Source organism: Streptomyces sp. NPDC004752, from assembly GCF_053601275.1.
The window spans coordinates 83,825-105,156 of sequence record NZ_JBSGBN010000005.1 but is presented as its reverse complement, the minus strand read 5'-3'; the positions used below and the strand labels follow the sequence as shown (position 1 = coordinate 105,156).

22 protein-coding genes are annotated in these 21,332 nt (G+C 70.9%); 13 read left to right on the top strand and 9 right to left on the bottom strand.

Annotated features, from left to right (window positions below):
• Positions 1-202: 202 nt before the first annotated feature.
• The 6 genes from ACWEKM_RS03930 to ACWEKM_RS03905 all read right to left on the bottom strand — a co-directional run bounded on the left by ACWEKM_RS03930 (position 203) and on the right by ACWEKM_RS03905 (position 4,407).
• A complete protein-coding gene (locus ACWEKM_RS03930) occupies positions 203-754 on the bottom strand; it encodes a hypothetical protein (protein ID WP_451619558.1) in 552 nt (183 codons plus the stop codon).
• Positions 751-1,419, bottom strand: a complete 669-nt coding sequence (locus tag ACWEKM_RS03925; protein ID WP_451619557.1) for a hypothetical protein — start codon at positions 1,417-1,419, stop codon at positions 751-753. Before ACWEKM_RS03925 ends, ACWEKM_RS03930 begins: the two co-directional genes overlap by 4 nt.
• 156 nt (positions 1,420-1,575) lie before the next feature.
• The gene (locus tag ACWEKM_RS03920; RefSeq protein ID WP_451619556.1) at positions 1,576-2,778 is read right to left on the bottom strand and encodes a putative T7SS-secreted protein; all 1,203 of its coding nucleotides are present in this window, start codon (positions 2,776-2,778) and stop codon (positions 1,576-1,578) included.
• The gene (locus tag ACWEKM_RS03915) at positions 2,775-3,080 is read right to left on the bottom strand and encodes a hypothetical protein (RefSeq protein ID WP_451619555.1); all 306 of its coding nucleotides are present in this window, start codon (positions 3,078-3,080) and stop codon (positions 2,775-2,777) included. The genes ACWEKM_RS03920 and ACWEKM_RS03915 overlap by 4 nt, the downstream gene beginning before the upstream one ends.
• A gap of 117 nt (positions 3,081-3,197) precedes the next feature.
• The gene (locus tag ACWEKM_RS03910) at positions 3,198-3,449 is read right to left on the bottom strand and encodes a hypothetical protein (RefSeq protein ID WP_451619554.1); all 252 of its coding nucleotides are present in this window, start codon (positions 3,447-3,449) and stop codon (positions 3,198-3,200) included.
• Positions 3,450-3,477: 28 nt separating this feature from the next.
• Positions 3,478-4,407: a hypothetical protein gene (locus tag ACWEKM_RS03905; protein WP_451619553.1), complete on the bottom strand. Its 930-nt coding sequence runs from the start codon at positions 4,405-4,407 to the stop codon at positions 3,478-3,480.
• A 617-nt stretch (positions 4,408-5,024) separates the two neighbouring features.
• On the opposite strand from ACWEKM_RS03905, the gene ACWEKM_RS03900 reads away from it, so the two are divergent.
• The 9 genes from ACWEKM_RS03900 (at position 5,025) to ACWEKM_RS03860 (ending at position 11,965) form a co-directional block, all read left to right on the top strand.
• Entirely contained in the window at positions 5,025-5,756 is a 732-nt protein-coding gene (locus ACWEKM_RS03900; RefSeq protein WP_451619552.1) for a hypothetical protein, read from the top strand.
• A gap of 16 nt (positions 5,757-5,772) precedes the next feature.
• Entirely contained in the window at positions 5,773-6,672 is a 900-nt protein-coding gene (locus ACWEKM_RS03895; RefSeq protein WP_451619551.1) for a hypothetical protein, read from the top strand.
• Complete coding sequence (locus ACWEKM_RS03890) at positions 6,669-7,976, top strand: CpaF family protein (RefSeq protein WP_451619550.1); 1,308 nt, start codon at positions 6,669-6,671, stop codon at positions 7,974-7,976. Before ACWEKM_RS03895 ends, ACWEKM_RS03890 begins: the two co-directional genes overlap by 4 nt.
• A 71-nt stretch (positions 7,977-8,047) precedes the next feature.
• The gene (locus tag ACWEKM_RS03885; protein WP_451619594.1) at positions 8,048-9,115 is read left to right on the top strand and encodes a type II secretion system F family protein; all 1,068 of its coding nucleotides are present in this window, start codon (positions 8,048-8,050) and stop codon (positions 9,113-9,115) included.
• Positions 9,112-10,032 (top strand): type II secretion system F family protein, encoded by a 921-nt coding sequence (locus tag ACWEKM_RS03880; RefSeq protein ID WP_451619549.1) that lies wholly within the window; start codon positions 9,112-9,114, stop codon positions 10,030-10,032. Before ACWEKM_RS03885 ends, ACWEKM_RS03880 begins: the two co-directional genes overlap by 4 nt.
• A gap of 152 nt (positions 10,033-10,184) precedes the next feature.
• A complete protein-coding gene (locus ACWEKM_RS03875; RefSeq protein ID WP_121893025.1) occupies positions 10,185-10,436 on the top strand; it encodes a hypothetical protein in 252 nt (83 codons plus the stop codon).
• A 165-nt stretch (positions 10,437-10,601) separates the two neighbouring features.
• Positions 10,602-11,060 (top strand): TadE family protein, encoded by a 459-nt coding sequence (locus ACWEKM_RS03870; protein WP_451619593.1) that lies wholly within the window; start codon positions 10,602-10,604, stop codon positions 11,058-11,060.
• Complete coding sequence (locus ACWEKM_RS03865) at positions 11,061-11,507, top strand: TadE/TadG family type IV pilus assembly protein (protein ID WP_451619548.1); 447 nt, start codon at positions 11,061-11,063, stop codon at positions 11,505-11,507.
• On the top strand, positions 11,504-11,965 hold the full coding sequence (locus ACWEKM_RS03860) for a TadE/TadG family type IV pilus assembly protein (RefSeq protein WP_451619547.1): 462 nt from the start codon (positions 11,504-11,506) through the stop codon (positions 11,963-11,965). The genes ACWEKM_RS03865 and ACWEKM_RS03860 overlap by 4 nt, the downstream gene beginning before the upstream one ends.
• A 187-nt stretch (positions 11,966-12,152) precedes the next feature.
• On the opposite strand, the gene ACWEKM_RS03855 is transcribed toward ACWEKM_RS03860, so the two are convergent.
• Both ACWEKM_RS03855 and ACWEKM_RS03850 read right to left on the bottom strand, forming a co-directional pair.
• Positions 12,153-13,253 (bottom strand): hypothetical protein, encoded by a 1,101-nt coding sequence (locus tag ACWEKM_RS03855; RefSeq protein ID WP_451619546.1) that lies wholly within the window; start codon positions 13,251-13,253, stop codon positions 12,153-12,155.
• Positions 13,250-13,906: a hypothetical protein gene (locus ACWEKM_RS03850; protein ID WP_451619545.1), complete on the bottom strand. Its 657-nt coding sequence runs from the start codon at positions 13,904-13,906 to the stop codon at positions 13,250-13,252. Before ACWEKM_RS03850 ends, ACWEKM_RS03855 begins: the two co-directional genes overlap by 4 nt.
• 335 nt (positions 13,907-14,241) lie before the next feature.
• On the opposite strand from ACWEKM_RS03850, the gene ACWEKM_RS03845 reads away from it, so the two are divergent.
• The 4 genes from ACWEKM_RS03845 to ACWEKM_RS03830 all read left to right on the top strand — a co-directional run bounded on the left by ACWEKM_RS03845 (position 14,242) and on the right by ACWEKM_RS03830 (position 20,153).
• Positions 14,242-17,262: a BTAD domain-containing putative transcriptional regulator gene (locus ACWEKM_RS03845; protein WP_451619544.1), complete on the top strand. Its 3,021-nt coding sequence runs from the start codon at positions 14,242-14,244 to the stop codon at positions 17,260-17,262.
• A gap of 11 nt (positions 17,263-17,273) precedes the next feature.
• Positions 17,274-18,017 carry a prepilin peptidase gene (locus ACWEKM_RS03840; RefSeq protein WP_451619543.1) on the top strand — a complete coding sequence of 248 codons (744 nt, stop codon included), beginning with the start codon at positions 17,274-17,276 and terminating at the stop codon, positions 18,015-18,017.
• A gap of 158 nt (positions 18,018-18,175) precedes the next feature.
• Positions 18,176-19,375, top strand: coding sequence for a cyclic dehypoxanthinyl futalosine synthase (gene mqnC / locus ACWEKM_RS03835; protein ID WP_451619542.1), 1,200 nt, complete (start codon positions 18,176-18,178; stop codon positions 19,373-19,375).
• Positions 19,376-19,382: 7 nt separating this feature from the next.
• A complete protein-coding gene (locus ACWEKM_RS03830; protein WP_451619541.1) occupies positions 19,383-20,153 on the top strand; it encodes a hypothetical protein in 771 nt (256 codons plus the stop codon).
• Positions 20,154-20,157: 4 nt separating this feature from the next.
• Here ACWEKM_RS03830 and ACWEKM_RS03825 read toward each other — a convergent pair whose 3' ends face one another.
• Positions 20,158-21,237 carry a chitinase gene (locus tag ACWEKM_RS03825; RefSeq protein WP_451619540.1) on the bottom strand — a complete coding sequence of 360 codons (1,080 nt, stop codon included), beginning with the start codon at positions 21,235-21,237 and terminating at the stop codon, positions 20,158-20,160.
• Between the last annotated feature and the right edge of the window lie 95 nt (positions 21,238-21,332).

Here is a 21,332-nt window from a genome sequence, read left to right as displayed (position 1 = left end):
AGAACTCTGACGTTATAGGCGTGGTCAAGCGGTTCGCCAGGACCAACCTCACCCGACAGGTGGTTATTTGAGGGTCTGGAGGGGCAATTCGGCGCACTGGGTGCGTTCCGATCGTGTGGGTGGGCGTCGGCCACCGGCGCCCACCGACCGAGCACGCTCCCATGGGCGTTCCGTGCCCCAGGCTTCGCGAGAGTGATCGGCTTCACACCCACCGCAACGACTCCCCGATCGCCCCGCACAGTTCCCCCATCGGGCTCTCGATGCCGCTCAGCGGGGCGGTGAAGGCCAGCAGCAGATAGCCCGCGTCGCCGGGCATGTGGACGTAGAGGTCCAGCGTCGTCGCTGTGGTCACGCGGACCGTGTCGCCGGCCGGGAGGGGGACGACGGTGACGTCCGCGCCGTCGCCGCGGCGGGCCGCAAGTGCCGCGGCGAATTCCGGCGGCAGGGTGTTCAGGGCTCCCCGCATCGGCAGCAGCGAGACCAGCAGGGTCGCCGGCGTAGCGGTCAGTGCCTCCGCGCGCAGGAAAAGTTCCAGGGCGCCCCGCGCGACCCCGCTCTCGGCGGTGTTGCGCAGGGTCGCCCACAACTCGTGCCTGGCCTCGGCGGACATGGGGCGGTCCGCGGTCTGCCGGTCGACGAACGTTTTCAACTGGGGCCGCCAGCGGTCCAGTGTGAGGTCGATGCGGAACCAGTCGCGGGGGACGAGGAGCCGGTAGTCCTCCGGGGGCCGTGTGCGCGTCGTCGGACCGGTCACGTCTCGGGTCCCAGCGGGTTGCCCGCGTCGTCGAAGAAGCAGAGGCTCTTCAGGATCCCCGCGAACATCGAGGAGAAGACCTCCCAGCCCTCCAGCGTCGGGGTGACCATCTCCAGTACCACGGCGGTGCCGTTGGGCAGCGGCACCTGCACCTGGATGAACGACGTCCAGAACGGCTCGTCGTGGCCCGACGGCATGAGCGCCGCGTCGATGGCCGCCTGCCGGGTGCCGATCCAGGACACGGCCCGGCCGCAGGGCAGGCCGATCTCGGCGACCTCGCCTTGGTCGAGCGCGGTCAGAGCGCCGATCGTGGCGTGCACGGGGTTGAAGCGGGCCTCCTCCGCGACGTCCAGCAGGGACACGTGCACGGTGGCGGTGCAGCGGGTGCCGTCAACCTCGGTGATGACGAAGCCGGCGTACTGCACGCTCGCCTCGACGAACGTGTCGTAGTTCCCGGCGCACAGGGCGGCCCACTGGTACTGCATGTCGGGCGGTGCCCCGGGCATCACCTCGCGGGCCAGGTCGATCAGCCGGTCGGCCAACTCCTCGACGGACTCTACGTCCATCGGCAGGTCGAAAAATCCTTCCGGCATGATCCAGCGGAGGTGTACGGCCTCGCCGTCCACCACGGACGTGGCTTCGGTCTCTGCTGTGACTGTGCTCATCGGCTGTTCGCCTCGCTGGGCAGTTCGAGTTCCTCTGGAGTTGCGCGCGGGGCGACGGCGGACGGCGGTAGTCCGTGAGGAGGCCGGAGCCCCCGGCGCTGCCGCCGGACCCCGCCGCCGTGACGCAAGTGACGGTGAGGGAAGGTCATGGGAGTGCTAGTGCGCGAGCGCCGCGTGGAAAGGCGCGGACGCCGGCCGCGGAGGCGCTTGGGGCGACGGGCTCGGGGTGACCGTCGGGTAGTCGCCGGGGTCGCCGGTCCGTTCGCCGTTGTGCCCGGTGAACACCTTCACCATGGCGTTGACGAAGCTGCCGCCCTTGATGGCCGCGGTGATCTTCTCGCCGGGGATGGCGGCCTTGCCGGCCTTGGTGACGACGAAGTTCACGGCCGTGACGGCGAGGCCGTTGAAGAACTTGAAGCGGACGCCCTCCATCGCCGCCGCGCCGCTGAACCGGAGGCCGCGCAGCCTGGACAGCCCCTTGAGCCCCTTGAGGGCCGTGAAGCCCTTGAGCGCGCCGACGCCCGGAATCACACCGAGGGTGTCGAAGAACAGCTTCACCCCGTTGAATTCTCCGCCGCGCACCGTCATGTCGTAGACGTGCCCGGCGAGCGCCATGGCACTGGTGACGATGGCGAGCCCGGCGAACACCGGGGCCAGGAACTGCAGTGGCGGAACGAACGCGCAGATGACGGCCAGGACGGAGAAGACCGCCGAGAGGTTCGCGAACATGTCGGCCCAGTCGGCGATCCAGTTCATGAAGCCGCCGGGGTCGCGGACGCCGTCGTGGTGGATGATGTTCTTGATGTGTTTCGCGGCGGCCTTGGCGGCGTCGTCGCGGATGATTTTCGCGCGGCCGATCTCGCTGTGACACTGGCGGATGACGTCCCACGCGGCGTCACGTTTCTTCTCCAGCCGGTTCCGGGCGGCGACGTCGTCCTTGCTGGGCACCGTGTCCCGGTACTGCTCAAGACCGGACATGGCGGTCTTGTGGTTGCCCTCCGCCTCGCGGAAGTCGGTCAGCGCCTTGTCGGCGACCTTCTGGGCACGGTGCAGCTCGCTGGCGTACTCCTTGGACTCGTCGCCGTCCACGACCTTGGTGCCCAGCGCCTTCGCGGCCTCGTCGTAGCGGTCGAAGGCCCGCTTCAGCCGACCTGATGTGCCGTCGGCGACCTCGTGGAAGGCACGGCCGGCGTCGCTGTCCCAGCCCTCGACGGAGGCGAGCGCCCGGATGTTGCCGGCCTGCTTGTCGATCTCGTCGGCCATGCCGCGCAGCTTCTTGCCGAGCCTGGCGACCTTGTACGGGTCTCCGGGTATGGGATCGCCGTCGTGCAGGGGTTCCCAGTCGCGGGGGCGGGTCACTTCTTTCCCTTCTTGCGGGCGTCCCGGAGGGCCTGGGCCAGCTTGTGGTCGACGTCGTCGTACGTGTCCGCGGCCGTCTTCGTGTATTCCGCGAGGTTCTCTATGTCCTTCATGAGTTTCTTCCGCGTCTTCTTCCAGGTGTCGGAGAAGTCGTCGAAGACGTCGCGGAGTCTGTCGCTGCCGAGGTCGTCGCGGAATTCGTCGGCGGGATTCCCGTGCTCCTTGAATTCACGATGAATTCGGAACAAGGAGTCGGAGCAGTCCCTGATGGTGTCCAGGTCTGCTCGCGTCCTGTCAGCCATGTGTACCCCCGTGAGGCCCAGGATCGGAGAGTTTGCGTCAAGATGATGAAGGTAGCGGTGCGGCAGGTGGTTCCGCCAGGCCGGGCGTGCGCTCGCCGCCGGAGGGCTGTGAATCTCCTACGGACGGACGGACGGGGCGGAGCTCGGCGGGCTGTTTTGGCTGCCTGCCCGGCTCTTGCCGTCGTCGGTGGCGTTCAACGCAAGGGTGACGAAGGGAAGCAGCGGCACGGCCGTTCCGACGGACAGGACGATACGGCCCAGCGCGCGGGCCGGGTTCTCCAGGAGCGGCGGGTCGTGCCGCCGTGGCCGGTGCTCGTACCGTAGGGCCGCGGAGGCCGCCTTCGGACGCCGCGGCCTGGCCGCCCCCATGCCGCGTCCTCTTTCTCCCGTCGCTCGCCTACTCGTCCAGCAACTTACGGAGCGCGGGCGATAGTTCGGGTACGCGGGCGCCCGCCGTCTGGGCCGACCTGACCGCCCGTACGTAGCTCAGCGCCTCGGTTTGGAGGCGTTCCTTCTTCAGTCCTTGGCGCCTGCCGAGCAGCCAGACCAGGATTGCGACGGGGACGAGGGCGAGGGCGGCGTAGCCGGCGGGGGTGTCCGAGGTGGCGCCCCATACCGCGCCGCCTGCGGCGGCGAGCACCAGCAGACAGCCCGTCTCGTCGTGCCAGCCGCCCTGGTCGGCGATCGTCTCGTACTCGGTGACCGCGTGGGACTTGGCCGGGACCTGGGCCGCGCGGTCGGCTTCCGACGGGTCCTCGGCCGGGTGCGGCACGGCATCTCCGCCTGCTGGGCCCGTCGGCGGCTCGACGGATTCGTACGACGGGATCGGCGCCACCGCCTTCTCGGACCAGGACCCGGCCGAGTCCTTCCGGCGGCCCTCCAGCCACCCCGGCGCATACGCCAGCGCCAGTCCGTGCGCCCGTGCCATGCCCAGCACCTCGCGGTAGCCGGCGAGTGCCGGATGCCTCAACTCCTGCTTCCACCGGTCCCGTACCCGGACGAGTGCGGCCACCGCGATCACCAGGAGGGGACCCGAGGCGGCGAGGCTCGCCCTCGCGGCCTGCGTGGACGCCGTGGACGCGGCGAAGGGCAGCAGCAGGGCGATGACGAGGGCCAACGCTCCGAGCCAGAGCAGCGGGCCGCGTTCGGCGGATCGCAGGGCGCCGCGGCGCTCGGCGAGCAGTGCGGTCACCGCGCTGTCGTCGGTGTAGTCGACGCCGTGGCGGGTGCCGGTCGCGCGCACCGCTGCGAGCAGCCGAGGATCGGACGCCAGCGCGGCGCCTTCGAGAGGGAGCTGCTCGGCCGGTGTCGGTGTTGTCCCAGTCACCCGAGGATGATGACATGGGCATCTCGAACCCAGGTGAGCGAAAGGTGCGGGAACGATGTCCGGCCGGTGCGCTGGAATGCGACGTGGATGCGCGTCGGTCCCGCGCGGTCTGGCTGGGTCCCGCTGGGCCTCGCTGGGTCTCGCTGGGTCTCGTTTGGCTCCGCTTGGTCCCGCTCGGTCCCGCGCCCATGTGGCTCCGTGGCCGCCCCCCTGAACTCCCCGCCCCCGTCGTGTGTCGTGAGTGAAACGTGCAGGCATCGTGTTCGCTCCGTGAGCGATCGTGCGGCTGTGGGTTCGGCGGGTGTTCCGCGGGTGTTCGCCGGTGCACAGGTGATGGGCCCGGTGGCCTCCCTTGGATCAACTGGTCCGCATACGCCCGAAGTTGCAGAGCGTAACGATGATTCGGGTGGGGCCGAGGACCTGGAACGTGCCTTGAGGGGCTTATGTGCGGCTGATACGGTGCGTTCGCTTGACACTCACTCTGGCGCTGGGTATCCGCCCAGGTCGAGCGGTGCGTCCAGCGCGTCTCGCGCGTCGCGCGCGTGCGTTCGGGGGTGAAGTGTCCGCTTGTGCACAGAACTTGGCAGACATTTCTTGGGCGTACGGGGAGCGGTTGCGTGAAGATCCAGGAGCGTACGGGGGCGGGCGCGAATCGTGCCGCCGCTCCGGCTCAGCCGTCGGTCGGTGACCGGCTGCCCACTCCGCCCCGCGAGCGCAAACCGGCGTTGGCCGCGCTCGCCGTGCTGTTGATCCTGCTCGGTGCGCTGGGCGCGACGACCCTCGTACTGCGCGCCGGGGACCGGATCGAGGTCGTCAAGGTGACGACGGAGATCCCGGCGGGCGGGTCCGTCACCGACAGCAATGTGACCTCCGTGATGGTGGCCGCGGACAGCGGTATCCACTACGTCCGGTGGGAACAGCTGGGCAACCTGAAGAAGCTGAAGGCCAAGAGCACCATCCCGGGTGGAGTGGTCGCGGTCGGCGAGATGTTCGAGCAGGAGAGCGGCCTGCCGACGGGCAAGGCCACCGTCGGACTGTCCCTCAAGGAGGGCCAGTACCCGACCGGGCTCAAAGTCTCCGACGTCGTCGCCGCATACCGGGTCGGCGGCAACGGCGGCTCCTCCGGCGGCGGTTCGTCGGACTCGTCATCATCCTCCGCCGGCGGCAGCGGTTCCGTGATCGTCGACCAGGCGCGCGTCACCTACGTCCCGGGGAAGAAGGGGGACGACCTCGTCAGCAGCACCAACCTGGCCGTCACCCTGACCGTGGACAGCGACAAGGCCGCCGCGCTCGCACAGGCCGCGTCCAACGGCGAAGTGGCCCTCGTTCGCGTCCCCGGCAACGACTAAGAGGCGGAACCCACCCATGGCGCTCATCGCTCTCGCCGCCGACAAGGGTTCCCCCGGCGTCACCACCGCGGCCGTCGCCCTCGCGGCGGTCTGGCCCCGGCGCGCGCTGCTCGCCGAGGCCGACCCGGCGGGCGGCGACCTGGTCTACCGCAGCGCCGCCGCGCACGGCGGACCGCTCAACCCGAACACCGGCATGCTGTCCATAGCCGCCACCGCCCGCCGGGGCCTCGTACCCGACCAACTCTGGGACCACGTGCAGCCGTTGAGCGGCGGACTGGAAGTGCTCGTCGGGCTCGGCATCGCCGAGCAGGCCGCCGGTCTGGCCGGGCTGTGGCCCACGCTCGGGCATGCCTTCGCCGCCCTCGCCGACTCCCCGAACGCGCCCGCCGACGTCATCGCCGACTGCGGACGGGTCAGCGGGGACACCCCGGCCGTGGAGCTGTTCCCGCACGCCGCCCTCGTCCTCCTGGTCTCGCGCACCGAACCCGAGTCGCTGGCCCGCGTCCGGGACCGGGCCGCCGCCCTCTCCGCCAAGCTGCACGGCGGTCCGCGCGGCGCCGCAACCCTCGCCACCCCGCTCATCGGCGTCGTCCTGATCGCTGACCCGAACAGCTCCGCGAAGATCGCCGGTCAGGTCAACGACATGCTGGTGCACGCCCAGACCGGCGCCCGGGTCGTCGGCACCCTCGCGGACGACCCCACCGGCGCCGACCAGTTGGCCGGCCGCAAGCGCGGCCGTCTCGACAAGTCCCTGCTGATCCGCTCGGCCCGTAAGGTCACCGCCGATCTGTACCAGCAGTACGGCGCCACCTGGGCCGTATCCGCCCAGGCCCAGCAACCCCAGGTCCAGCAATCCCAGAACCAGCCCCATCAGGCTCAGCGGCCCCAGCAGGGTCACGCGGGGGCCGGCCGATGACCGCTGTCGACCACCAGTTGGTCAAGCGGTTCCGGCAGGAGGCCGGTGACCGCATCGCCGAGCAGCGCCGCCTCGACCAGGTGGGCGGCGTCTCACCGATGTCCACGGAGGACGAACGGCAGTACGCCCGCGCGGTGATCGCCCAGATCCTGGAGGAGTACGCCCGCACCGAGATCAACGCGGGCCGTACGCCGCTGGACGCCGAGACCGAGGAGCAGTACGCGGCCGCCGTGCACGCCGCGCTCTTCGGCGTGGGCCGCCTCCAGCCCCTGCTGGACGACCCCGACGTCGAGAACATCGACATCAACGGCTACGACCAGGTGTTCGTCGGCTACTCCGACGGGCGGGAGGTCACGGGCGATCCGGTCGCCGAGACCGACGAGGAACTGATCGAACTGATCCAGGTGCTGGGCGCCTACTCCGGCCTGTCCTCCCGGCCCTTCGACTCCGCCAACCCGCAGCTCGACCTGCGGCTGCCCGACGGCTCCCGGCTCTCCGCCGTCATGGACGTCACTCGGCGGCCCGCGCTGTCCATCCGGCGTGCCCGCATGGGCAAGGTGTTCATCTCCGACCTCGTCGGCAACGGAACCCTGGGCCCGGAGCTGGGACACTTCCTCGCCTGCGCCGTCCGCGCCCGCAAGAACATCATGATCGCGGGGGCCACCAACGCGGGCAAGACGACCCTGCTGCGCGCCCTCGCCAACGAGATCCCGCCGAACGAACGGCTCATCACCGTCGAACGCGCCCTGGAACTCGGGCTCGACACCTTCCCCGACCTGCACCCCAACGTCGTGGCGTTCGAGGAACGGCTGCCCAACTCCGAGGGCCAGGGCACCATCAGCATGGCTGAACTGGTCCGTCGCTCACTGCGTATGAACCCCTCCCGGGTGATCGTCGGTGAGGTGCTCGGCGACGAGATCGTCACCATGCTCAACGCGATGTCGCAGGGCAACGACGGCTCGCTGTCCACGATCCACGCCAACAGTTCGAGCGAGGTCTTCAACCGTATCTCCACCTACGCGTTGCAGGCATCCGAGCGGCTGCCCATCGAGGCCAGCCAGATGCTGATCGCGGGCGCGGTGAACTTCGTCGTCTTCATCCAGCGGCGCAACAACTACCAGACCGGGGGCCGGCTCCAGCGCATGGTCACCTCCGTCCGCGAGGTCAACGGCGTCGACGGCCGCGTGCTGTCCAGCGAGGTGTTCGCCGAGACCCCCGACGGCCGGGTCGTACCGCACGCGCCCATAGCCTGTCTGGAGGACCTGATGGCCTACGGCTACCAGCCGCACGGGGCGTGGGGGTGACCATGACGCACTTCGCCGCCGACGCGGCCACGCACATGGCGCTACACACGGCGCTCGGCTCGCTCGGCTCCATGGGCGGCCTCTTCTCCACCACCGTCCTGTACTCGATCGGCAGCGGCGTCGCCGTCGGCGGCGGACTCGCGCTGCTGATGCTCGCCGTGCGCGGACTGCCCGCCAAGCCCGCGCACGAGAAGCAGAAGGCCGACGAGCGGGTCGCCGAGCTGATCCGGTTCGCCGGGCAGCGCGGCTCGCTCGCCGCGATCGTCGGCCTCGCCGTCCTGCTGCTGACCCGCTGGGCGGTGGCCGGGCTCGCGGCCGGCGTCCTCGTCTTCTTCTGGGACCGTCTCTTCGGCGGCGCCGCGGAGGAACGGGCCGCCATGCGCCGGGTGGAGGCCCTCGCCTCCTGGACGGAGTCCCTGCGCGACACCATCGCCGGCGCGGTCGGCCTGGAGCAGGCCATCCCGGCGTCCGCGCGCGCCGCGGCCCCCATCCTGCGCCCCCATCTCGACGCCCTGGTCGACCGGTTGCGCGCCCGCACCCCGCTGCCCGAGGCGCTGCAACACCTCGCCGACGAGATCGACGACGCGTCCGCCGACATCATCGTGGCCGCGCTGATCCTCAACGCCCGGCTGCGCGGCCCCGGTCTGCGTCAGGTCCTCGGCGCGCTGGCCAAGTCGGCACGCGAGGAGGTCGACATGCGTCAGCGGGTGATGGCCCAGCGCGCCTCCACCCGCCGTTCGGTGCAGATCGTGGTCGCGGTGTCCATCGCCTTCGTCCTCGGCCTTGCCATCTTCAACCGCGACTTCGTGTCCCCGTACGGCACCGTGGTAGGCCAGCTCGTACTCGCCGTCGTCTGCGCCCTGTTCGCGCTCGGCTTCTGGTGGCTGCGCAAGCTGTCCACGATCGAGACGCCCGAACGCTTCCTGGTTCGCGACGAGTCCTCGGTGCAGTTCGTACGGCCCCGCGCCGCGGCCCCGACCGCACAGCAGCCCCAGCAGCCCCAGCAGGCCCAGCAGGCCCAGCAGGCCCAGCAGGCCCAGCAGGCCCAGCAGGTCCACTCCCAGCAGCCCCAGGCTCAGCAGTCCCCGCAGTCCCCGCAATCCCAGCCGTTCCGGCCGGAAGAAGGTGTACGCCGGTGAACCTGACGATGCCGATCCTGGTCGGCGTGGCCTTCGGACTGGGTGTCTACGTCCTCATCCGTGCCCTGATGCCGTCGAAGCGGAGCGCGGTCGCCCAGGTCGCGCGCATCGACGCGATGCGCGCGCGGGGAGCGGCGTACGAGTCCGCGCGACAGACCCAGGACACCGGGCGCTTCGGCTCGATGCGTGCCGAACTTGGCGCGCGCGTCTCGGAGTTCTACCTCCACCAGGGCTGGGAGCAGCGCTCGCTGCGCGCGGACCTCGCGGTTCTGGACCGCAGCTGGGAGAGGTTCCTGGCGACGAAGGTGCTGCTGGCCGCGGCCGGGCTGTTCTTCGGACCGTTCCTGTTCGCGGTGGTCTGGACGCTGGGCTTCGGCCGCAGCCCGCTCATCCCGGTCTGGCTGGCCCTGTTGTGCGCGGCGCTGTTCTTCTTCCTGCCCGACCTGGAGGTACGGCGGGACGCGGCCGACAAGCGCCGGGACCTGCGGCGCGTCATCGGCGCCTATCTGGACCTGGTGTCGATGAGCCTGGCCGGCGGCCGGGGCCTGCCCGAGGCGCTGATGGCGGCGGCCGAGGTGTCCGACGGCTGGGCCAACCGGCGCATCCGCAGCGCGCTGTCCGACGCCCGGATCACCGGCATCAGCCAGTGGCAGGCGCTCGGGCAACTCGGCGAGGAACTGGGCGTGGAGGAGCTGAAGGACCTCTCGGCCTCGCTGGCGCTGGTCGCGGACGACGGCGCCAAGGTGCGCGAGTCGCTCGCCTCCCGCGCCGAGACCATGCGGCACCGCGAACTCGCCGAGATCGAGGGCAGCGCGGGCGAGAAGTCACAGTCGATGCTCGTGGCGCAGCTGCTGCTGTGCGCCGGCTTCCTGGTGTTCCTGATCTTCCCTGCGGCCATGCGGGTGTTCCAGGTGTGAACCGACCGACCCATACGACTCGTCCCACGATCCGTAACCCACGGCCGCCACAGCCGCCCCTGCTTCCTCCGCTTTCACCCATTTCCATTGCTTCCACCGCTCCACTGCCCGAACCACCAGCTGAGTTGAGCTGAGTTGAGAGGACGACTCCCATGACCGAACGCACCGTCCGCACCGGAATCCCGGCGGTGGACTTCCTGGTCACCTTCCTGCAAGCCCGTGTGCAGCGCGCCCGCTCCGGCGAACTGGACCGCGGCGCCTCCGCCGTCGAGTGGGTCATCATCTCCGCGGTCGTCGTGGCGATCGTCGGTGTGGTGGCCGCGATCATCAACGCCGCGCTGAGCGAGGGCGCGAACAAGGTCGGCGACTGCATCAAGGGCGCGGACGCGGGCAAGACCTGCTGACCGTACGCACGACGCGAGACGCCGCAGGACGACTCGACGCGGCCCGGAACACACCGAGCCGACTCGACACGACGTACAACGACGTACAAAGACGCACGACGAGGCACGATGACGGGGATGCCCGGGACACCCGGGACCCCCCGGATGCCGGTGATGACGGGGGTGATGGTGGTGATGGTGGGCGTGGGCAGATGGGCGCGCCGCCGGGCGCGAGCCGCGCGCGGCGAGGCCGGTGACTCCGGCATGACCGCGATCGAGTTCGTGCTGCTCACCCCCGTCCTGTTCTTCATGATCTTCGCCACGGTGCAGTTCGCGCTGTACTTCTTCGCCGACCATGTGGCGCAGGCGGCGGCCCAGGCGGGCGCCCGGAAGGCCCGCGCCACGGCCGACGAACAGCCGGGCGGCTGGCGGGGCGAGGCCCGTGACGTCGTCGACTCCTACATCCGTCAACTCGGCCCGCAGCTGGTGCTGGCACCGGACGTGAAGCTGCTCCAGCCGGGGCCGAACACGGTGGGTGTGGAGATCTCGGCCCGGGTGCCCACGGTGTTCCCCGGCCTCGATCTGACGGTGCACGCGCGGTCCGCCGGGCCGGTGGAGCGATTCGTACCGGAAGGGGGCAACTGAATGTTCACTCCCTTTCCCCTCACCCGGTTCCGCACGTCGCGCAGGGAATCGGCCTCCGACGACCGGGGGTTGTCGACGGTCGAGGTCGTGATCCTGGCGCCGGTGATGATCCTGTTCATCCTGGTCCTGGTGGCCTTCGGGCAACTCGTGGACGGGCGGGGCGCGTTGGACGGCGCCGCACGCGACGCGGCGCGCGCCGGCTCGATCCAGAAGGACCACGGCACCGCCATGGCCGAGGCCCGCAGGGCCGCCGAGGCGGACCTGGCCGACGTCTGTTCCGGACCGGTGTCCGTCGTCCAGACCAGCCAGGGCTTCGAACCCGACACCATCTTCACGGTCGAGGTGAGCTGCCAGGTGCGGGGCCTGGCCATGCTGGGCCTGGACATCCCGACCCGGCTGTCGGCGAGCTTCAGTTCCCCGCTGGACCCGTTCCGGAGGACGGCGTGAGGACAGTCGTACGTGCGTGGTGGTCCGCCCGCCGGTCCAGGCTGGACGACCGGGGCTCGGGCGCCGGCGCGGTGATCATCTTCACCCTGGTCTTCCTCTCCCTGTCGGCCTTCGTGATCGACGGCGGCCTGTCCATCTCGAAGCGGGAGCGCGCCGCCGACATCGCGGAACAGGCGGCCCGCTACGCCGCCCAGGACATCGACAAGGACGCCCTCTACGACAACGAGGGCGGTCCCGCGCCGATCAACTACCAGAACTGCGATGCGCGGGTGAAGACCTTCGCCCGAGAGATGAACCTGACCGGCCCCGACATCGCCGCGAGCCACTGCGTGGCGGCCGACGCCCAACAGGTCGAGGTCGAGGTCCAGTTGACCTACCAGCCGGTGTTCACAGGCATCTTCTACGGCGGAAACGTGACCGTCCACGGCCAAGCCCTGGCCGAGAACCGGGTGGGCTGAGGCAGCCGCCGCGAGAGGGGGAGGCCCAGGTGAGCGATTGATGTCCGCGCCCGACCCGGGATCTCAAACGCGCCGCCGCCGACCGCCGTCCGGACCGGACCGTCCCCGACGTCTCGCTCGACGCGACGAAGCACCACGACCCCGGCCGTGAATCAGGCCCCTTTCCCACTGAGACGACGATCTCACCTCACCGGTTGACCGACTGGATCTCCTGGACGTTCATGTCCTGGGCGGTCTCGAAGGTGCCGTCGGGGAGGTCTCCCTTGGCGCCTCCGGTGCCTACCCAGGTGATCTGCCAGGTGATCGACGCCTTGAGCTGGTAGGGCTGCCCGTTCGTGGCCCGCAGGTAGGTGATGCCACAGGGAGGGGTCCGGCCGGCGCTCCCCTTCTCGTACGGCGTCCCGATCGACCCGTCGTCGTTGATGGTGCAGTCGCCGGAGGCCGGGTAGGTCTCGGCGTCCGCCGTTCCGGGTTCGAGGTGGAGGGCCACCGGCTTGGCCGTCGTCTCGGCCCAGAGCCCGGTGCCCGGCAACTCCGCGCGTACGGTGACGTCCGTGAAGGTGCCTTTGTCCAGCCAGACCCACGTCGGAAGGTTCACGGTGGACTTCGTTTCGGGCTTCAGCTCGATTTCCGTCTTCGGAACGCTGATCTGGTCGTAGGCATAGGCCGCGAGGGTTTCCGGCTTGGGCGCGTGCTCGTCGTCGGGAATGGTGCCCGCGTCCTGCCAGAACATGATGCGGCCGCAGTCCCAGGCCCTCTGGTCGTCCTCGTGTCCCTTGCGGACGACGCTGCGCCAGAAGTAGCCATCCTTGCCGAGGTTGTAGTTCTTGTAGCCGGACGCGTCGCTCCACGTGTCGTCGAAGTTCTCTTCCGACTCGCCCTTGTCGTAGTGGTCGACGAAGATGCCGGAGGTCCACCACTCGTGTGCGTTGACGGCGCCGAGTCCGCCGTCCTTCTCCAGTTGCTCGACTCCGGACTTCAACTGCTCCGGCGTGAAGACGGGCTCGTACCAGCACACGGGGGGTTCCCAGTTGGGATCGGACGAGGTGATGTCGCCCATGGGGACGTCCTTGGTCTTACCGCCGCTTGTGACGCGGATCCTTGAGTGCGAGACGGATGCCATGAGGTTGCGGCCGTCGGCCCCGCCGGTGGCCTGGTCGTTGCCGGACGGCTGGCCCGGAGTTGTCGCAGACGGCACGTCATCGGCGAAGCCCACGGGCGCGGACCACAGCAGAAGGAGAGTGGTGAGGGCGGTGGTCACCGCTACGTTTCGTCGCGGGGTCCTCACTGCTGGCACTCCTTCACCTTGTCCTGCACCTCGATCTGACCGGCGGTCCAGACGGATGAGGAGTCGGTGGACGGCTGCATGAGGATGCGGTACTTGAGATAGCTGGAGAGGCTCTCCTTCGTGTAGTTGACCTTGTTGGTCTTGATGTCCTTGCTGTACGACTTGGCCTGATTGCGGCAGAAGGTGACGAGCACGGACTTGGTGTCGTCCGATTTGCTGGTCGTGGCCCGGTAGTAGCGGTCCTCGCCGGTCGCGGTCCAGCCGCCCTTCACCCACGCTTCGATCTGGGACTTCGCGTACTTTTCCGCTCCGCCCTGGGAGTAGAACTGGTACGCGCTGTCGTTCGGGTCCTGGGCGACGATGCCGTGCTTCACCGCTCTGATGAAGTTGGCCGCGTCGTCCAGCGCCGCCGCCTCCGCGGAGTCGGAAGGCTTGTCGAAGTCGAAGGTGACCTTGAGGTCGTCGGGGAGCGCGAGATCCGGCCTGTTTTCTCCCGCCGACGCCGAGGTGGACGCCGACGGGCTGCTTGAGCCCGTGTCGGCTCCCTTGATGTCTGCGTTCTTGTCGTCGGCACCGCCGCAGGCGGTGAGCAGGAGGGCCGTCGTGGTGGTCAGGGCGGCGGCGGTGATGGCGGGCAGGGTGCGGCGGGCCACGGTCGAATCTCCCCCGGTGTTCGGCGTCTGTGCGGCGGGGAACGAAGTTATCAGGGGTGTATGGCGGGCACTTGGGCGCTGGTGGGGGATTGTGTGGGGATTGGGGAGGGGTGGGGTACGGCGGTTGCGGAAGGTGGGGGTGGCGCATAGGGGAGGGGTGGCGAGTGCCGGGCAAGGGGTACGTATCGGACATTCGGCAACTGGTCGGTCTGGGCGCCCCGTTCGGTCGTCGCCGGGGCTTCGACGGTGTCGGTTCGAGTCAATAGGATCTCCGTGGGCTCCACTCGCCCCCCCGACCGACCAACGTCTCCCACACAGGACCCAGGACACCCGCCATGGCGCGACGCAGCACATCAAGCTCGACGGGAAGCCCGACGGGCCCGAGGAATCGGACACCGCAGCCGGTGCGCGTGCGGCGCCGTACGTTCGGGGACTTCGTCAAGGCATTCCTCGCGTTCATCGCCCTGCTCGTGCTCGTCGTCGGCGTGCCCGGCGCCCTCGCGCTCACCGTCGGCTGGCCGCTGCCGAGCGGGGCGCCGAAGCTGGAATGGCTCCAGCAGGAGATCACCGTCCAGACGTTCCTGCATGTGCTGACGGTGATCGTGTGGCTCGCCTGGGCCCAGTTCACCGCCTGCGTGCTCGTCGAGGCCAAGGCCGCGCTGTCCGGCGTGGGACTGGCCGGACACGTCCCGGGCGCGGGCCCCAGCCAGTTGCTCGCCCGCCAGCTCGTCGCCGCGCTGCTGCTGGTCGGCGCCACCGCGGCCAGCCTCACCCCGGGGCTGTCGCAGCTGGGGCAGAACCTGGAGGGGAACCAGAGGGGGACGGTGGCCGTCGCCCAGCAGACCCCGGGGCTCTTCGCCCAGCAGCAGGAGCAGGCATCGGGCACCGCCGCCGCCCTCGCCGAGCAGGCCGCGCACGCCGCCGCCCACGCGGACGCCGGCGGCCCGGCCTCCGCCCGGGACGGCGGGACGAAGTACTACCGGATCCAGCCGCCCGAGGGGCGCCACCACGACTCCCTCTGGGAGATAGCGCAGCGGCACCTCGGCGACGGCCGCCGGTACAAGGAGATCTACGAACTCAACAAGGACCGCGTCCAGCCCGACGGTTCCCGGCTGTCCGAGGCGAGCCTGATCCGGCCCGGCTGGATCATGGAGATGCCCGCCGACGCGCGCGGCGGCGAACTGGTCGAGATGCCCGACGCCCAGGTCTCCCCGGACGTCCAGCAGCAGATCCACGACTACGCCAACACCGGGGACCAGGGCCAGGACCAGGGCCACGCCCAGGAGGGCGGCGGCAGCGGGGGCACGGATGCCTCCCCCGTCGCGCTGCCCGAGCAGCGGCCCGGCACGGACGGCGGCACCGGGCACGCGGACGGGCGGGGGGACGCGCACGGGCAGGGGCAGCAGCACGCGGGCCCCGCCCGGACCGACCCCGCCCGGACCGGCTCCGGCGGCCAGCTGGGCGGGCACGCCTTCGGCCTGCCCGAAGCCCTCATCGGCGCGCCGCTCCTCGCCGCCGGCCTGCTCGGCGCGCTCGGACGCCGGCGTCGGCAGGCGCTGTGGCAGTCGGCGCTCGGGGCCGTCGGCGGCCGGCGCGGCATGGAGCCGCCCACGCCGACCGGCGACGCCCAGGACGTGCAGGACGCGCTGCTGGTCGGCGCCGACCCCGAGGGCGTACGGCTGCTCGACCGGTCGCTGCGCGGCCTGGCCGAGCAACTCGCCGCCGAGTCGCGCGCCCTGCCCGTCGTCTACGCCGCCTGGCTGAGCAACGGCGACCTGCACCTCCAACTCGCCCAGCCCGCCGGGAAACCGCCCGCGCCCTGGCGGCTCGGGCAGGACCAGACGTTCTGGCTGCTCGCCCGGTCCGACGCCGAGCGGTACGAGGACGTGGACACCGCCGCGCCCTACCCGGGTCTCGTCAGCCTCGGCACCATGGACGACTCCCGGCTGCTGCTCAACCTGGAGGCGGTGCCCGGCCTCGTCTCGCTCAGCGGACGCGAGGCCGACCGGGCCGCCGTGTTCGCCTCGGTCGCCGCCGAACTCGCCACCAACGGCTGGTCGGACCGCATGACCATCACCCTCGTCGGCTTCGGCGCGGACCTCACCACGCTCGCCCCGAACCGGCTGCGCCACCTCGACGGCATCGAGGCGCTCATCGAGACCATGGAGGCCGAGACCCGGCAGCGGCGCGGGGCGCTGGGCGCCGCCGGGCACGACTCCGTCCTCACCGGCCGTACCGGGCCCGCCCAGCACACCCGTTGGGCGCCGCACCTGGTGCTGCTCGCCGCGCAGCCCTCCGCCGAGGACGCCCTCCGGCTCGCCGAACTCGCCGCCGACGCCAGTCGGCTCGGCATCGGCTATCTGGTCGGCACCGACACCGGCGAACTGCCCGGCGCCGCCTGGGAGATGGAGATCACGCCCGAGGGCAGGCTGCTCGCCCCGCTGCTCGGCCTGGAGCTGGACGCCCAGCTGCTGCCGGCCGTCCAGCAGCGCGCCGTCGTCGACCTGTTCGCCGACGCCGACCCCGAGGGCGATCCGGACGGCCCGGTCAACACCCCGCCGTTCCTCGTCGACATCAGCGAGCAGGGCCGACCCGCGGTGTACGCCCGCCTCGTCGGACCGTACGAGATCATCGGCCTGGACACCCCGGACGGAGAGCGCAGCGCGCTGCTCCATGAGGCGCTCGCCCTGCTGCTTCTGCACCGCGAGGGCGTCCACCCGCGGGTGCTGGCCTCCGCGCTGTGGCCGCGCGGCGTCACCGAGGACGTGCGGGACGCGCTCGTCGAGCGGCTGCACGGCTGGCTCGGCGGCGACCCGGACGGCACGGCCCGCCTCGGCACCGACGCGACCGGCCGGCTCACGCTCGCCCAGTCCGTCGTCTCCGACCTGGACGTGCTGCGTTCCCTCTACCACGAGGCCACGCAGGGCAAGGGCGTGGACAGCCGGGCCGTGCGCGGGCGGCTGCTCACCGATGCGCTGGTCCTGGTCCGCGGACCGCTGCTCGCGGACCGCTCCGAGGACCGCTACCGCTGGCTCACCCACGAGATCATCGACGCCCAACTCCCGCTGCTGGTCGCGGACATCGGGCTCGCGCTGTCCGCGTTCCACCTGGAGAAGGACCGCTCGGAGAAGGCGATCGAGGCGCTGGACGCGGCGCTGCGGACCGCGCCGTCCGACGAGCGACTGTGGAACGAGCTGTTGCGCGCCACCCACGCCACCGGCGAACCCGACCGGGTCCGTTCGCTCGCCGCCGATCTGCTCGCCCGCAGCGGCGCCCGCGGCCTGCCGCCGCGCACGGAAGCGCTCCTCGACGAGCTGCTGCCGTCGTGGCGCGACGGCGTCGCCGCCACAGGATGAGCGACCTGGGGATGAGCGACCTGGGGATGAGCGACCTCGCGCCGATCGTCGCCGCCGTGCTGTGGGGCGCGGCGGCCGGTGCGCTGCTGCCCCGGGCCGCCTACCGCTTCTCCGCCCCGGCGGGCGAACCCTGGCACACCCGGTGCCCGGCCGGCCACCCGGTACGGGGCTGGCTCGGCCCGGCCCGCTGCGGCGCGTGCGCCGCGCGCTCGTACGGCCCCCGGATGCCGACCCTCGCGGTCGTCACCGCGCTCGTCTGCGGTGCGCTCGCCGCCGCCACCGGCACCCGTCCCGAACTCGGCGTCTGGCTGCTGCTCGCCCCCGTCGGGGTACTGCTCGCGGTCGTGGACTTCCGGGTGCGGCGGCTACCGGACCCGCTGACCCTGCCGCTGGCCGCCGCCGCGCTCGGCCTGCTCGCCCTGGCCGCCCTCGTGCCCGAGCACGCCGGCCACTGGCCCACCGCGCTCTACGGCGCCCTCGCGCTCGGCGGCGGCTACTTCGTACTGTTCCTGATCAACCCGGGCGGCATGGGCTTCGGCGATGTGAAGCTGGCCCTCGGGGCGGGCGCGGCGCTCGGCTGGTACGGCTGGCCGACCCTGATGCTCGGCACCTTCGCCGGGTTCCTGTTCGGCGCGGTGTACGCGGGTGCCCTGGTGGTCGCCCGGCGGGCGGGCCGCAAGTCGGCGATCCCGTTCGGGCCGTTCCTGATCGCCGGGGCGTACGCGGGGGTGCTGGTCGGCGCGTACGCGGGCTGAGGTCGGCGCCTACGCGGGCTGAGGCCGGGCCGGTGAGCGGCCTGTCGTAGGCTGGTTCGGTCCGTCCGACCGTCTCTCCGCCCACCCGTCTTCCAGCACCCTTGTACCAAGCGCTTCGCGCGCACCTTTTGATTCTCCTCGACGAAAGGGACGCCCCGGTGACCGAGCAGGCCGACCTCCAGTCCGTCCTCGACCGTGCGGCCGCCGGGGGGCGGATCACCCCCGAGGAAGCGCTCGACCTCTACCGCGACGCCCCGCTGCACGCGCTGGGCGCCGCCGCGGACGCGGTACGCCGACGGACGTACGCGGGCATCGAGCACATCGCGACGTACATCATCGAGCGCAACATCAACTACACGAACGTCTGCGTGACCGCGTGCAAGTTCTGCGCCTTCTACGCCGCCCCCAAGGACACCGCCAAGGGCTGGACCCGCGACCTCGACGACATCCTGCGGCGCTGCGCCGAGACCGTCGAGCTGGGCGGCACACAGATCATGTTCCAGGGCGGCCACCACCCGGACTACGGCGTCGAGTACTACGAGCGGCACTTCCGGGCCATCAAGGAGGCGTTCCCCCAGCTGGTGATCCACTCGCTGGGCGCGTCCGAGGTCGAGCACATGGCCCGGATCTCCGGGGTGCCGGTCGAGGAGGCCATCACCCGGATCCACGAGGCGGGCCTCGACTCCTTCGCAGGCGCGGGCGCCGAACTGCTGCCGGAGCGGCCGCGCAAGGCCATCGCGCCGCTGAAGGAGAGCGGCGAGCGCTGGCTGGAGATCATGGAGGCCGCGCACCGGCTGGGCGTGGAGTCCACGTCGACCATGCTGATGGGCACGGGCGAGACCAACGCCGAGCGGATCGAGCACCTGCGGATGATCCGGGACGTACAGGACCGAACGGGCGGCTTCCGGGCCTTCATCCCGTACACCTACCAGCCCGAGAACAACCATCTGAAGGGCCGCACCCAGGCCACGCTCTTCGAGTATCTGCGGATGATCGCGATCGCCCGCGTCTTCCTCGACAACGTCCGGCACATCCAGGGGTCCTGGCTGACCACGGGCAAGGAGGTCGGCCAGCTGTCCCTGCACTACGGCGCCGACGACCTCGGCTCGATCATGCTGGAGGAGAACGTGGTCTCCTCCGCGGGCGCCAAGCACCGCTCCAACCGGCTGGAGATCATCGACCTGATCCGCCGGGCGGGCCGGGTCCCGGCGCAGCGCGCCACGACGTACGAGCACCTCGTCGTCCACGACGACCCGGCGAACGACCCCGTCGACGACCGTGTGGTCTCCCACATCTCCTCCACGGCCATCGAGGGCGGCACGGCCCACCCCGAACTGAAGCTCCTCGCGTCGAACTGAGCCTCCGATGCCGACGATTCACGCCGCCGACCTGGTGGTCACGGGAGACCGCCGGCCGTCCGTGCCGGGCGGGGCGGTCCTGGTCGACGGCCGGGAGCTCACGGGGCTCGGCACGTACGAGGAGCTGGTGGCCGCGCATCCGACGGCCCGGGTCCGGCGCTGGCCGGGTCTCCTCACCCCGGGACTGATCAACCGGTACGGGCCCGAACTGCTCGCGCAGACCTACCATCCGGACCCGCGCGAGGCCGACGAGCTGGGCACCGAGCCGATCACGGGCGAGGCCCTCGCGGCACTTCCCATGACGGAGGCCCGCTGGGGCGCGAGCGCGCGGCGTGGTGTGCAGCGCATGCTCGCGCACGGGACCGTCGCCGTGGCGGGGGCGCTGCGGCGGCCCGCGGTGGTGGACGCCGTGCGGCGGGCGGGGCTGACGGAAGCGGGGCTGATGGAAATGGAAGGGGAACGGTGCCAGGACCCCGTGGGCCCGCCGACCCTCGACCCGCTGGCCGGACGCGGCCTCGCGGAGGCGATCCTGACGCCGCTGCCGTCCGTCGGCATGGACGCGATTGCCGTGACTTCCGTGATTTCCGCGACGTCGGCAACGTCCGCGACCTTCATGACGTCCACGGCCTCCGTGATGTCCACGGCCTCCGTAACCTCCACGGTCTCCGCGACGTTCGCGGTCTTCGATGTCCCGGACGAGGCCGCGCTCGCCGAGCGTGGAGCCGCCACCTGCGTGGCGACCGTCCTGCGCGGTCGCCTCGTGCACCGCAGGCGTTGAGCGTTCAGCCCGCGAACGCCGTCGCGAAGGCTCCCGTGCGCTGGGATACGCCGCTGCAGTCGGTCGCCGCGCCGTCCTGGGCCGACGTGTCGTCCGCACACTGCCGGTCCCGGAACGTCGACCACATCGACACCCAGGCGATCCCCTTCTTCTCGGCGAACGAACGCACCTGCGCCGCGTCGGCGAGCGTGAACGTCTCGTCCGAGACGTCGTTGACGCCGATCATCGAGGTGAGGGCCATGCCCCGCCAGGCGCCCGCGTCGGTCAGGCCGAAGACCTTCTTCAGCTGAGCGTGCGCGGCCTCGGCGGAGGCGAGCGCGTAGTCACCCATGTCACCGGTGAACGACGTGCCGTAGTTCATGGTCATGAGGTTGACGGTCGACACCTGGACGTCATGCTTGTTCGCGGACTCCAGCAGGGCGAGTCCGTCGGAGTCGAGCCCGGACGGCATCACCGGCAGGGTGAAGGAGACCGTGAGATCGGCGCGTTCCCGCTGCAACAGGGCGATCGCCGCCGAACGCAGGGCGACCGAGGCGGAGTCGGCGAGCGCGTCGCCCTCGATGTCGAAGTCGGCCTGATCGGCACCGGCCGCGTCCAGCGCCGCCCCGTAGGCCGCAGCCAACTCGGCCGCGCTGCCGCAGGTCTGCGCGAGTTCCTTCCCGGACGCCCCGCCGAAGGAGACCCGGACCCCGGCGCCGTCCTGCTTCAGCCGGGAGATACGGGAGGCCACCGCGGAGTCCGTGACCGTCTGTGTGCCGTTCCACTTCGGGGTGCAGCCGCTGCCGTCCGAGAGCACGAAGGCGAGGTTGTATGTCGTCGGAGAGCCCGTGCTGTCGTTGTCGGCCGCCTCGGTGGCGCTGACGTAGGGGGCGTAGGCGGTGCCGCGGGATGCGGACTTGCCGGTGGAATCCGTAGAACCCGTGGAACCGGTGGAATCCGTAGAACCCGTGGAACCGGTCGCGGCGGGCGAACCGGTCGCGGTGGGTGTCGCGTCGGACGTGCCCCCGGAGCCCGAGGAGCATCCCGTGACGGCCAGGGCAACAACACAGGTGAACCCGGCCGCCGTTATCAAGGATCTCCTCATCGCGCATACTCCCACTCTTGTGATGTCCGTCTCCGTGTCCGCATCGGGGCGGAAACGGACCGTCTTTCCCGAGTGAATGTCTCACACCGCGGGGG